Source organism: Methylobacterium sp. E-041 (genome assembly GCF_022829665.1).
In the GTDB taxonomy this organism is placed as follows: domain Bacteria; phylum Pseudomonadota; class Alphaproteobacteria; order Rhizobiales; family Beijerinckiaceae; genus Methylobacterium.
Genome location: NZ_JAKSYQ010000117.1, coordinates 1 through 12,233 on the forward strand (window position 1 = coordinate 1; position 12,233 = coordinate 12,233).

At 70.5% G+C, this 12,233-nt stretch carries 12 protein-coding genes and 1 pseudogene; 10 read left to right on the forward strand and 3 right to left on the reverse strand.

Annotated features, from left to right (window positions below; translation table 11 throughout):
* Positions 1–927, forward strand: a 927-nt coding sequence (locus MKK70_RS10730) for a 30S ribosomal protein S2 (protein WP_243947556.1), incomplete at its 5' end; no start/stop codon positions are given.
* A gap of 121 nt (positions 928–1,048) precedes the next feature.
* Complete coding sequence (tsf, locus tag MKK70_RS10735; RefSeq protein WP_147727745.1) at positions 1,049–1,969, forward strand: translation elongation factor Ts; 921 nt, start codon at positions 1,049–1,051, stop codon at positions 1,967–1,969.
* Positions 1,970–2,087: 118 nt separating this feature from the next.
* Here the strand turns inward: tsf and MKK70_RS10740 are convergent, their stop codons facing one another.
* Both MKK70_RS10740 and MKK70_RS10745 read right to left on the reverse strand, forming a co-directional pair.
* The gene (locus MKK70_RS10740; protein ID WP_210246693.1) at positions 2,088–2,372 is read right to left on the reverse strand and encodes a helix-turn-helix domain-containing protein; all 285 of its coding nucleotides are present in this window, start codon (positions 2,370–2,372) and stop codon (positions 2,088–2,090) included.
* Positions 2,335–2,607, reverse strand: coding sequence for a BrnT family toxin (locus tag MKK70_RS10745; protein WP_243947558.1), 273 nt, complete (start codon positions 2,605–2,607; stop codon positions 2,335–2,337). The genes MKK70_RS10740 and MKK70_RS10745 overlap by 38 nt, the downstream gene beginning before the upstream one ends.
* A gap of 183 nt (positions 2,608–2,790) precedes the next feature.
* Between MKK70_RS10745 and pyrH the strand changes: the two genes are divergently transcribed.
* The 4 genes from pyrH (at position 2,791) to dxr (ending at position 6,446) form a co-directional block, all read left to right on the forward strand.
* Positions 2,791–3,513 (forward strand): UMP kinase, encoded by a 723-nt coding sequence (pyrH, locus tag MKK70_RS10750; protein ID WP_147841986.1) that lies wholly within the window; start codon positions 2,791–2,793, stop codon positions 3,511–3,513.
* 135 nt (positions 3,514–3,648) lie between these two features.
* The gene (gene frr / locus MKK70_RS10755) at positions 3,649–4,212 is read left to right on the forward strand and encodes a ribosome recycling factor (RefSeq protein ID WP_147727743.1); all 564 of its coding nucleotides are present in this window, start codon (positions 3,649–3,651) and stop codon (positions 4,210–4,212) included.
* A 180-nt stretch (positions 4,213–4,392) separates the two neighbouring features.
* The gene (locus MKK70_RS10760) at positions 4,393–5,253 is read left to right on the forward strand and encodes a phosphatidate cytidylyltransferase (protein WP_243947560.1); all 861 of its coding nucleotides are present in this window, start codon (positions 4,393–4,395) and stop codon (positions 5,251–5,253) included.
* A gap of 14 nt (positions 5,254–5,267) precedes the next feature.
* Positions 5,268–6,446: a 1-deoxy-D-xylulose-5-phosphate reductoisomerase gene (gene dxr, locus MKK70_RS10765; RefSeq protein WP_243947562.1), complete on the forward strand. Its 1,179-nt coding sequence runs from the start codon at positions 5,268–5,270 to the stop codon at positions 6,444–6,446.
* 119 nt (positions 6,447–6,565) lie between these two features.
* On the opposite strand, the gene MKK70_RS10770 is transcribed toward dxr, so the two are convergent.
* Positions 6,566–7,207, reverse strand: coding sequence for a TetR/AcrR family transcriptional regulator (locus MKK70_RS10770; protein WP_243932315.1), 642 nt, complete (start codon positions 7,205–7,207; stop codon positions 6,566–6,568).
* Between the two features lie 126 nt (positions 7,208–7,333).
* On the opposite strand from MKK70_RS10770, the gene MKK70_RS10775 reads away from it, so the two are divergent.
* From MKK70_RS10775 to MKK70_RS10790, 4 genes and pseudogenes are all read left to right on the forward strand, one after another.
* Positions 7,334–8,554: an HlyD family secretion protein gene (locus MKK70_RS10775; protein ID WP_243947563.1), complete on the forward strand. Its 1,221-nt coding sequence runs from the start codon at positions 7,334–7,336 to the stop codon at positions 8,552–8,554.
* 5 nt (positions 8,555–8,559) lie between these two features.
* On the forward strand, positions 8,560–10,167 hold the full coding sequence (locus MKK70_RS10780; protein ID WP_409568263.1) for a DHA2 family efflux MFS transporter permease subunit: 1,608 nt from the start codon (positions 8,560–8,562) through the stop codon (positions 10,165–10,167).
* A gap of 185 nt (positions 10,168–10,352) precedes the next feature.
* Complete coding sequence (locus MKK70_RS10785) at positions 10,353–11,507, forward strand: M50 family metallopeptidase (protein ID WP_243947565.1); 1,155 nt, start codon at positions 10,353–10,355, stop codon at positions 11,505–11,507.
* A 423-nt stretch (positions 11,508–11,930) separates the two neighbouring features.
* Positions 11,931–12,233: pseudogene (locus MKK70_RS10790) on the forward strand (outer membrane protein assembly factor BamA); the annotation flags it as partial.

The following is a 12,233-nucleotide window of genomic DNA, read 5'->3' on the forward strand; positions in this document are numbered from 1 at the left end:
GTGCCGGCGCTGCACACCGCGCTGCAGGCGGTGAGCGACACGGTCGCCAAGGGCGGCCGCGTGCTGTTCGTCGGCACCAAGCGCCAGGCGGCCGACACGATCGCCGAGGCCGCCAAGCGTTCGGCCCAGTACTACGTCAACTCCCGCTGGCTCGGCGGCATGCTGACCAACTGGAAGACCATCTCCGGCTCGATCTCGCGCCTGCGCAAGGTCGACGAGACCCTCGACACCGGCGGCCCGGGCCTCACCAAGAAGGAGCGCCTGATGCTGTCCCGTGAGAAGGACAAGCTCGAGAAGGCGCTCGGCGGCATCAAGGACATGGGCGGCGTGCCCGACCTGCTGTTCGTGATCGACACCAACAAGGAGCAGCTCGCGATCAAGGAGGCCCAGCGCCTCGGGATCCCGGTGGCCGCGATCGTCGACACCAACTGCAACCCGGACGGCATCACCTACGTCGTCCCGGCCAACGACGACGCCGGCCGCGCCATCGCGCTCTACTGCGACCTGATCGCCCGCGCCGCCATCGACGGCATCTCGCGCGGCCAGGGCTCGTCGGGCGTCGACCTCGGCGCCTCCGAGGAGCCGATGGCCGAGGAGCTTCCGTCGGACGAGGCCGCCGCCGTCTCGGTGGAGTCGGGGGCCCTCGATCCGGCCGACGTCGCGATGCTCGCCGAGTCGACCGAGCATTTCGAGCTGCTCGCCGCCCCCCGCGGCGCGCCGGACGACCTGTCCAAGCTCCACGGCGCCGGCCCGCAGATCGTGCAGAAGCTCAACGACGCCGGCATCTACCACTACTGGCAGATCGCCGCGATGAGCCCGGAAGACGTCGCCAAGGTCGACGCCGACCTGAAGCTCAACGACCGCTTCGGCCGCGACGGCTGGGTCGCCCAGGCCCGCGGCTTCGTCGAGGCCCAGGCCGCCGCCTGATCGCCCGCCGGGATCGCGGCGGCCCCATCCGGGGCGCCGTGATCCGCACCACCACATTCGGGCCCGGCGTTCACCCCTGGACGTCGGGCTCCTCTCATCTGAGATGACGAAAGGACCGGCCATGGCCAACATCACCGCCGCGATGGTGAAGGAACTCCGCGAGAAGACCGGCGCGGGCATGATGGACTGCAAGGGCGCGCTCAACGAGACGCAGGGCGACCTCGAGGCCGCCGTCGACTGGCTCCGCACCAAGGGCCTCGCCAAGGCCGCCAAGAAGGCCGGCCGCGTCGCCGCCGAAGGCCTCGTCGCCGTTGAGTCCTCCGGACACCATGCCGCGATCGTCGAGGTGAATTCCGAGACCGACTTCGTCGCCCGCAACGACGCCTTCCAGGCCTTCGCCCGCGAAGCCGCCAAGATGGCGCTCGATTCCGACGGCACCCTGGACAGCCTCCAGGCCGCGCACTTCCCCGGCGGCAGCGAGACCGTCTCGGAGAAGCTGCAGAACCTCATCGCCACCATCGGCGAGAACATGAACCTGCGCCGCGTCGCCAAGCTCGACGTGACCAAGGGCGTGATCGCGAGCTACGTCCACGGCCAGATCTCCGAAGGCCTCGGCAAGATCGGCGTGCTGGTCGCGCTCGAGTCGGAGGGCGACGTCGAATACCTGTCGACGCTCGGCCGCCAGATCGCGATGCACGTCGCCGCCACCAACCCGGTGGCGCTCGACGCCTCCGGCGTCGACGCCGCCACGTTGGAGCGCGAGTCGAACATCCTGCGCGAGAAGAACGCCGGCAAGCCCGACCACGTGATGGCGAAGATCGTCGAGAGCGGCCTGAAGAGCTACTACAAGGAGGTCACCCTCCTGGAGCAGCCCTTCGTGCACGACGGCTCGAAGACGATCACCCAGGTGATCAAGGAGGCCGCCGGCAAGGCCGGCGCCCCGGTCGCGCTCACCGGCTTCGTGCGCTACGCGCTCGGCGACGGCATCGAGAAGGAAGAGGGCCCCGACTTCGCCTCCGAAGTCGCCGCCATGTCGCGCTGAGCCAAGTTGCGCTGAGTCATGTCGCGCTGAGCGACATGATAGGTTCTTCCGAGGAGCCTCGGCCGCAAGGCCGGGGCTCCTCGCGTTCCGGCACCCGACGAAGCCGCCGGCGTCTCGCTCAAGCGACGGCCGCGGCGACCATGTCCGGATGCCGGGCGATGACGCGAACGTAGGCGACCGCGAAATCGGGAGGCGTGGTCCGAGCCTGTTCCCAATCGCGCAGGGTTCCGAGCGGGACACGGAACCTGAGGGCGAACGCGGCTTGCGAAAGGCCCAGCGTCGTGCGCGCCATCCGGATCAGCCGGGCCTTCTGCGCCCGATCCAAAGCCGTCGCGGGGACATCGAAATCCTCCGGGTCGCTGGTCTCAGAGGCCAGGATCGTAGGCTCGTCCTTCACCGGCATTGCTTCGCCTCACAGAGATGAACCGTGGCCGCCCGTTTCGCCAGGTGAACACAGCCGCGTGGAGTTTGCCCTCGACCAGACCAATGGCCTTGAAACGTTCCTCGCCGTCCTGCGGCCGGACGGAGGGAATGATCGGGTGGGCCTCGTCCGCCATGATCCTGTCGCCGAACGCGAGCGACAGGCCGTGCCGTTCGCGGTTGATCGCATCCTTGCCGGGATCGAACGGCTCGCTCATCGTGCCAATGATACGGAAATCCCGTACCTCCAACAAGGCGACATCCGAGGCCGGCAACCGATTTTTCGCAGCCGCTCCGCGAGAGCGGTCTCCGGGGCCTCGACGGTCCCGGGCGGCCTGACGTAGAAGCCCCTCGGTTCTGGATCAGGTTCGGCCGTGTCGCCGGACCCTATGAGGTGGACGATGCCGGAGACGACGCCGTTTCGCCGGGTGCTGGTGAAACTCTCGGGCGAGGCGCTGGCCGCCCCCGACGGGTACTGGCTCCATCCGCCGACGCTGGCGGGCCTCGCCGAGGACATCGCCCGCGCCATCGAGGCCGGGATCGAGGTCGCGCTGGTGGTCGGCGGCGGCAACATGATCCGCGGCGCGCGGATCTCGCAGGCTGGGTTCATCGACAGGGCCACCGGCGACTCGCTCGGCATGATGGCCACGGTGATGAACTCGCTCGCGCTCGAGACCGCGCTCAACGCGGCCGGCGTCCCCGCGCGCACGATGTCGGCGGTCTCGATGCCGACGATCTGCGAGACCTACGCGCGCCAGCCGGCCCTGCACCACCTCGACAAGGGCCAGGTGGTCGTGCTCGCCGGCGGCACCGGCAACCCGTTCTTCACCACCGACACCGCCGCCGTGCTGCGCGCGGCCGAGCTCCGCTGCGACGCGGTCCTGAAGGCGACGCAGGTCGACGGCGTCTACTCGGCCGACCCGAAGACCCATCCTGAGGCGACCCGCTACGACCGCATCACCCACGACGAGGCGATCGCCCGCGACCTCAAGATCATGGACACCGCCGCCTTCGCGCTCGCCCGCGAGAGCCGGCTGTCGATCGTGGTCGGCTCGGTGCACCCGCCCTCCTCGATCACTGCGATCCTCACCGGGCATGCGCCCTCGACCCTGGTCGTGCCCTGAGGACGGCGGGCGTCCCCGAGGGGCGTTGCGGTTTGCGGCCTCACGGGATTTCGTTCATTGAGGCGCCGACGCGCTCCGGCCCGGCGGGCCGGCTCGACCGACGAACAGTGAAGACGTTTCGGGAACTCTGAGACAATGGCTACACCGGACTTCGACCTCGCCGACATCAAGCGCCGCATGCAGGGCGCGGTCACGGCGCTCTCCAAGGATCTCGGCTCGCTGCGCACCGGCCGCGCGACGCCGAGCATCCTCGACCCGATCCAGGTCGACGCCTACGGCGCATCGATGCCGATGGCGCAGGTCGCCACCGTGAGCGTGCCCGAGCCGCGCCTGCTGTCGATCTCGGTGTGGGACCGCGGCATGGTCACGGCCGTCGAGAAGGCGATCCGCGAATCCGATCTCGGGCTCAATCCGCAGACGGAAGGCCAGACCATCCGCCTGCGCATCCCCGAGATGAACGAGCAGCGCCGCAAGGAGATGGTCAAGGTCGCGCACAAGTACACCGAGGAGGCCCGCGTCGCGGTCCGCCACGTGCGCCGCGACGGGCTCGACCACCTCAAGAAGCTGCTCAAGGACAGCGCCATCTCCGAGGACGACGAGAAGCGCCAGGCCACGGAAGTGCAGAAGGTCACAGACCAGCACATCGCCGAGGTCGACGGGGTGCTGGCGTCCAAGGAAAAGGAAATCATGCAGGTGTGAGGCGGCCTCGGCCCCGCTCCCGAGGGGAGGGGGCGTGACGGTGCCTGCGCCGACCTGTGAGGAAACGCTAGACCGGGCCGGCTGCCCCGGGGCCGGCGACGTGACGGAGAGGGGACGCGTGGACGGGAAGCACTCTGCGCGCCTTGCATCCGCGCGGACCGACGGTTCGAGGGCGCGGTGATGGCCGCCGACGACAGGGCGGTCGGCTCGCAGAAGAACCCGTTCGCGAACCGCGAGTTCGGCCTGCGCGTGGTCTCCGGGCTCGTGCTGGCGGCGATCGTCGTGGCGGCCCTTGTGCTCGGCGGCTGGGCCTTCGCCGTGATCTGGCTCGCCGCCGGGATCGTCGGAGCCGCCGAATGGATCGGCATGAGCCGGACGACGCCGCGGCGCACGCTGCTGGCCATCGTCGCCGGCACGCTGATCCTGGCGGCGGCATGCTTCGAGGGCGACGCACCGACCTACGCGGTACCGGTGCTCCTGGCGCTCGGCGCTGCGCTCTGCCTGATCGTGGCGGAGGGGGCGGCCGGGCGCCTGCGGGCGCTCGGCGCCCTGTTCGGCGGCGCGATCGTCGCCCTGGTGCCGGTGGCGCTCCGCGACGCGCCGGCGATCGGCATCCTCGGGCCGGCCTGGATGTTCGCCGTGGTGTGGTCGACCGACGTGGTGGCCTACTTCACCGGCCGGACGCTCGGCGGGCCGAAGCTGATGCCGCGGGTGTCGCCGAAGAAGACATGGTCCGGCGCGCTCGGCGGCCTCGCGGGCGCGGTGGCCGCCGGTCTCGCGGTCGTCGCGCTCGCCCGGGCGCAGGGCTGGAGCCCGCTCGCCGAGACCGGCCTCGTCTGGGTCGGGCTCGCCAGCGCCGTCGCCTCGGTCCTGAGCCAGGGGGGCGACCTCGTCGAATCGGCCCTGAAGCGCCGCTACGGCGTCAAGGATTCCGGCAAGTCCATTCCCGGCCATGGCGGGGTGATGGACCGGCTCGACGGGTTCTTCGCGGTCGCGTTGCTCGCCGGCCTGTACCTGATCCTGCGCCGCCTCGCGGCCTGACGGAGTTTTTCGCCGTGACCCACACCGTCACCATCCTGGGCGCCACGGGCTCGATCGGCCGCTCGACCACCGACCTCCTCGCCCAGCACCCGGATCGCTTCCGGGTGGGCGCGGTGGTCGGCGGCCGCGATGCGGCGGCCCTGGCCAAGGTCGCGCGCGAGACCGGCGCGCGCTTCGCCGCGCTCGCCGATCCGGCCGCCGGCGCGGCGCTCGCCGAGGCGCTGTCGGGCTCCGGCATCCCGTCCGGGGCGGGCGAGGCGGCGGTGCTCGACGCGGTGGCGCAGGAGGCCGACATCGTCGTCGCGGCGATCAGCGGGGCCGCCGGCCTGAAGCCGACCCACGAGGCGCTCCGCCTCGGGCGGCAGGTCGCTCTCGCCAACAAGGAGAGCCTGGTCTGCGCCGGCGACGCCTTCATGCGCGACGCCAAGCGCTACGGCGCGACGATCCTGCCGATGGATTCCGAGCACGACGCGCTCAGCCAGGCGATGGCCGGCCGGCCGCTGGAAGACGTGCGCACCATGATGATCACCGCCTCCGGCGGCCCGTTCCGGACCTGGACGCGCGAGCGCATCGCCGCCGCCTCGCCGGCGGAGGCCGCCGCCCACCCGACCTGGTCGATGGGGATGAAGATCAACATCGATTCCGCCTCCCTGATGAACAAGGGGCTGGAGCTGATCGAGGCGCACCACCTGTTCGGCATCGAGCCGGGCCGCCTCGACGTGGTGGTGCATCCGCAATCGGTGATCCACGGAATGATCTACTGGCTCGACGGCGCCGTCACCGCCGAGCTGGCGCTGCCCGACATGCGCGTGCCGATCTCGCACTGCCTCGGCCTCGGCGACCGCCTGACCATCGCCCGCGGCCGGTCCCTCGACCTCGTGGCTTTGGGCAGCCTCACCTTCGAGGCCGCCGACGAGGCGCGCTTCCCGTGCCTGCGGATCGCCCGCGCGGCGCTCGCCGAGGGCGGCGCGGCGCCGACGGTGATGAACGCGGCCAACGAGATCGCGGTGGCGGCCTTCATCGCCGGCACGATTCCGTTCTACGGAATCGCCGACCTCGTCGAGCGCGCGATCGCGCATTTCGCGGGGATCCACCGCACCGCCCCCGACGGCGTCGAGGAGGCCCTGGCGATCGACGCCGAAGTGCGGGCCTGGAGCACGGCCGCTTTGCCGCGGATGCGCGCGGCCGGCTGAGCGCGACGGATTTTTCGATCCGCACCGCGCCTTCCCTCCCCCCTGGGCGGGGGGAGGGAAGGGTGTTCCGAGTCGAGGCCTGGCCGCATCCGCAAGTCGTCGGGAGCGAAGGGCGTGCCTCAGCGCCCCGGGCCGTAGCCCGCGAAGAACACCCGCACGGCCTCGCGGATGCGATAGTCGATCTCCTCCCGCGTCACCGGATCGCCGGCGTGGAAGAGCAGGCGCGTCAGCAGGCCGGCCTGGCAGAGATGCAGGAAGTGCTTGGCGGCGAGGTTCGTGTCCGCCGCGTTCAGGCGCCCGGCCGCCACCTGCGCGTCGAGGTAGGCGGTGAGCCGCGTCACGCCCATCGCCGGGCCGGCCTCGAAGAAGGCCTGCCCGAAGCGCGGGAACTTCTCGCAGGCGCCGATCACCATGCGGATCACCGCCACGTGCTCGGGCCGCACCATCTCGATGAGGTAGGTGGTGCCGAGCCGCGTCAGCACCGCGGCGACGTCGGGGTCGTCGGCATCCAGCAGGAACAGGGCCTCGGCCAAGCCCCGCTTCTCCTCCAGGGTCAGCGCCTCGAACAGCGCCTCCTTGCTGTCGAAGTAGACGTAGAGCGTGCCCTTCGAGACGCCGGCCGTGCGAGCGATCTCGCCCATGCTCGCGCCGTCGAAGCCCGCGCCCATGAAGACCTGGCGCGCGCCGTCGAGGATCTGGCGGCGCTTGTCGCTCTCGGGCGTGACGGCGTCTCGTTCCAGCGTCGCGGAGGTCGCGGGCATCTTGGCGATCCTGATTGACCGAACCGTTCGGTCAATGATATCTACTGCGTTGGAACGGCGGACGTCAATCGTCCTCGTTGATGACCGAACCGTTCGGTCAGCAAATTTCAAGCTGGGATTTCGGGCATGTCGTTGCGCGAGGATGGCGACCGGATCGATGCGGCCGAGGCGGCCGACGCCGTGCGGGACGAGCGCGCCGAGGCGCCGCGCGCCACGCCGAAGGCGGCCGCGGCCTCGCCCCACGTCCCGGCTCCCGCCGAGGCCCCGGTGGTCAGGAAGCGCTCGCGCAAGACGCTCGTCCTGGCCGGCCTGCTCTGCGCGGCGTTGGCCGGGGGCGGCTACCAGGGCTGGCAGTACTGGACCGTCGGGCGGTTCTTCGTCACGACCGACGACGCCTACGTGCAGGCGGACATCTCGGTGCTCGCCGCCAAGATCTCCGGCTACCTCGAAGCCGTCCCGGTGGTGAACGGGCAGTCGGTCAAGAAGGGCGACGTGATCGCCCGGCTCGACGACGGCGACTACCGGCTCGCGCAGCAGGCGGCGCAGGACAAGCTCGCGACCCAGGAGAGCACCATCGTGCGGATCGGCCGGCAGGCCGAGGCGGCGCAGGCGCAGGTCGCGCAGATGGCCGCCCAGATCGACGCGACCAAGGCCGACGCGGTGCGGGCGCTCGCCGACTACAACCGCGCGACCCAGATGCAGGCCGACTACGTCGCGAAATCCCGCCTCGACCAGGCCAAGGCCGACCGCGACCGCACCGATGCCGCGGTCAAGGGGGCCGAGGCCGGTCTGATCGCGGCCAAGGCCAACGTCGAGGTTCTGCACGCCCAGCAGCGCGAGGCCGAGAGCCTCGCGGCCGAGCTGCGCACGGCCGTCGACCGCGCCAAGCGCGACGTCGCCTTCTCGACGATCCGGGCGCCGTTCGACGGGGTCGTCGGCAACAAGGCGGTGGAGGCCGGCGCCTACGTCGCGCCGGGCTCGCGCGTCGCCGCCCTGGTGCCGCTCAAGAGCGTCCGCATCGATGCGAACTTCAAGGAGACCCAGCTCGTGCGCGTCCGCCCCGGGCAGCACGTGCGCATCGAGGTCGACGCCTATCCCGACCGCGAGATCGCGGGCGAGGTCGAGTCGCTCTCGCCCGCCTCGGGCTCGGTGTTCAGCCTGCTGCCGCCCGACAACGCGACCGGCAACTTCACCAAGATCGTCCAGCGCCTGCCGGTGCGGGTGAAGGTGCCGGCCGACGTCGCCGCCGAGGGCCTGCTCCGGCCCGGCCTGTCGGTGACGGTCCGCATCGACACCCGCGACGGCGCCGACGCGCCGCTCCTGCGGACCGCGCATAAGCAGGACTGACCGCCATGGCCGCGACCGCCGCCGCCGGCCCCGGCCGAGCCCCGATCTCCGCGGCGCCGCCCTCCGCGACGGCCGAGCCGCCGCTCGACCGCCGCCGGATGGTGGCGTTCCTGTGCATGGTGTTCGGGATGTTCATGGCGATCCTGGACATCCAGATCGTCTCGGCCTCGCTCAACGAGATCCAGGCCGGCCTCTCGGCGTCGGGCGACGAGATCCCCTGGGTCCAGACCAGCTACCTGATCGCCGAGGTGATCTCGATCCCGCTCTCGGGCACCCTCTCGCGGGTGCTCTCGACCCGGTGGATGTTCGTGATCTCGGCCGGCGGCTTCACGCTGATGAGCGTGATGTGCGCCACCGCCTCCTCGATCGACGAGATGATCGTCTGGCGCGCGCTGCAGGGCTTCATCGGCGGCGGCATGATCCCGACGGTGTTCGCCTCCGCCTTCACGATCTTCCCGCCGTCCAAGCGCTCGATCGTCTCGCCGATGATCGGCCTCGTGGCGACGCTGGCGCCGACCATCGGCCCGACGGTCGGCGGCTACCTGACGGACCTCGGCTCCTGGCACTGGCTGTTCCTGATCAACGTGGTGCCCGGCATCGCCGTCACGGTCTCGACCTTCTTCCTCGTCGACTTCGACGAGCCGAACCTCGATCTGTTCAACAGCTTCGATTGGTACGGGCTCGCCGGCATGGCGGGCTTCCTCGGCTGCCTCGAATACGTGCTCGAGGAGGGGCCGAACCACGATTGGCTGCAGGACGACGCGGTGGCGATCTGCAGCGTCATCGGCGTGGTCTCGGCGGTCGGCTTCTTCTGGCGGGTCTTCACCGCGAAGCAGCCGATCGTGGACCTGCGCGCCTTCGCCGACCGCAACTTCGCCGCCGGCTGCGCGGCGAGCTTCGTCCTCGGCATCGGCCTCTACGGGCTGACCTACCTCTACCCGGTCTACCTCGCGCGGATCCGCGGCTACTCGGCGCTGCAGATCGGCGAGACGATGTTCGTCTCGGGCCTATGCATGTTCGCCACCGCGCCGATCGCCGGGCGGTTCTCCGGCAAGGTCGACCCGCGCATTCTGATGGCGATCGGGTTCTCGGGCTTCGCCGCCGGGACCTGGATCGTCACCGGGCTGACCAAGGATTGGGACTTCTGGGAGCTGCTGTGGCCGCAGGTCCTGCGGGGCTGCTCGCTGATGCTGTGCATGATCCCGATCAACAACATCGCGCTCGGCACCCTGCCGCCGGCTCGGATCAAGAACGCGTCCGGCCTCTACAACCTCACGCGGAACCTCGGCGGCGCGGTCGGGCTCGCGCTGATCAACACCCTGCTCAACGATCGCTGGGACCTGCACCTCGAGCGCCTGCACGAGCGCTTCACCTGGGCCAACGGCGCCGCCCTGGAGCGCCTCGACGCGATGCGCCGCCAGTTCGAGGCGACCGGCGGCGACGCCGAGAAGATGGCCCTGAAGGCGATGACCAACACCGTGCGGATGCAGGGGCTGGTGATGAGCTTCGAGGACGTGTTCCTCGTTCTCACCGGCCTGTTCCTGCTGATGGCGCTGGCCACGCCCCTGATCCGCAGGCCCGCGGCGGCGGCCGCCGGGGGAGGCGGGCACTGACGGGCAGGCGAGGCGGGGGGCGGGGGGATAGCGGGGAAAAGGCGGGTTCGCGCCGCGCCCGCATCGCCGCCGCCGCGCGCTCGTGCCACGCTGGCGTTTCGTCGGCGCAGGTTTGCGTTGGATCACCACCGCCCCGATCTGCTAGAGCGGAGTGCAAGGCCCGATCGCGGCCCGAGGATCGACGCATGGATTTCCTGACCGCGATGGGCGGCACGGCCACCGGCTTCTTCGGTGCGGTGATCCCGTTCCTGTTCGTGCTGACCGTCGTGGTCTTCGTCCACGAGATGGGGCACTTCCTCGTCGGACGCTGGTGCGGCGTCGGCGTCCACGCGTTCTCGATCGGCTTCGGGCCGGAGCTCGTCGGCTTCAACGACCGCCACGGCACCCGCTGGAAGCTCTGCGCGATCCCGCTCGGCGGGTACGTCAAGTTCCACGGCGACGCCAACGGCGCCAGCATTCCGGATGCCGACACCATCGCGCGGATGACGCCGCAGGAGCGGGCGATCAGCTTCCCGACCCAGTCGGTGGCCAAGCGCGCGGCGATCGTCGTCGCCGGCCCGGTGGCGAACTTCATCCTCGCGATCCTGCTGTTCGCCGGCGCGATCTGGCTCGGCGGCCGTCTCGAGCTGCCGGCCCGGGTCTCGGCGATCGATCCCAGCAGCGCGGCGGCGCAGGCCGGCTTCCAGACCGGCGACCTCGTGAAGAGCATCGACGGCGAGCCGATCCCCGATTTCAACACGATGTACCGCATCGTCACTGGCAGCGCCGGAACGCCGCTGAACTTCGTCGTCGAGCGGGCCGGGGCCGACGTGCCGATCGTCGCGACGCCGTCGGTCTACGAGGAGAGCACCAAGTTCGGCCGCCACCGCATCGGGCGCCTCGGCATCCGCTCGCCGGCCGCCTCCGAGGCGAAGCTGGTCACCTACGGCCCGGTCGCCTCCCTCGGCCTCGGCGTGCACGAGACGGTGTTCGTGGTCGAGCGCACCTTCTCCTACCTCGGCAAGCTGGTGACCGGCCGCGAATCCGCCGACCAGCTCTCCGGGCCGATCGGCATCGCCCGCGTCTCCGGCGAGGTCGCCAAGGTCGGCGGCATCGGTGCGCTGATCGGGCTGATCGCGCTGCTCTCGGTCTCGATCGGTCTGCTCAACCTGTTCCCGGTGCCGCTGCTCGATGGCGGCCACCTGCTGTTCTACGCCTTCGAGGTGGTGCGCGGCCGCCCCTTGAGCGAGCGCGCCCAGGAGATCGGCTTCCGCGTCGGGCTCGCCCTCGTGCTGGTGCTGATGATCTTCGCGGCCTGGAACGACATCCTGAACCTCGGCGCCTCCTGGCGCGCGACCTGAGCGCGGCACCGCGCTCGGTCCCCGCGCGCCGCCCACGAAGCGGTCGCCGCAATCCCGCCGCGATTGCGCGCGCGGCGGCCTCCGGCGGCGCCTGACCGGCCCCCGGCGAGTCCCCTGACGGGAGGCCGTGGAAGGGTTACGAGGACGTTTCCCGGATCCGGTACGGCTCGGGATTTCCGTGACGGGGCAGGGATTTACCGTTCGTTTACCCTGCGACGAAATGGATGGGAACTTTGCGGGAGCGTTAAGTGGCCTGAAGGCCACGGCCCCCAAAATCCCGGTCATAGGACCCCCCGCGCCGTTTGCTTGGCAGGGGAATCCCGCTAAGAGCTACGCTTGGACCAGGTATTACGGGACGGCCGGTCAACGGTCGCTCGTGGCGGGTGCGAACCCGATCCGATGATAAGACAGACGGGCGAATAGATGATGTCGATGACGGGGAAGCGCCGGCGCAAGTCGGTGAAGCGGACCATCGTCCTAGCCGCCGCGGCGGGCATTGCGCTGACCGGGGTCGCGCAGGCCCAGCAGATCGTCGTTCAGGGCAACCGCCGCGTCGATGCCGACACCATCCGTTCCTACGTCACCGGCACCGCATCGGGCTCCGCCGAGGAAGCCCGCCGCAACCTGCTCGCCAGCGGCATGTTCGCGGACGTGAAGGTCGCCGCCAGCGGCGGCCGCACCGTCGTGACGGTCCGCGAGAACAACCTGATCAACCGGGTCGTGTTC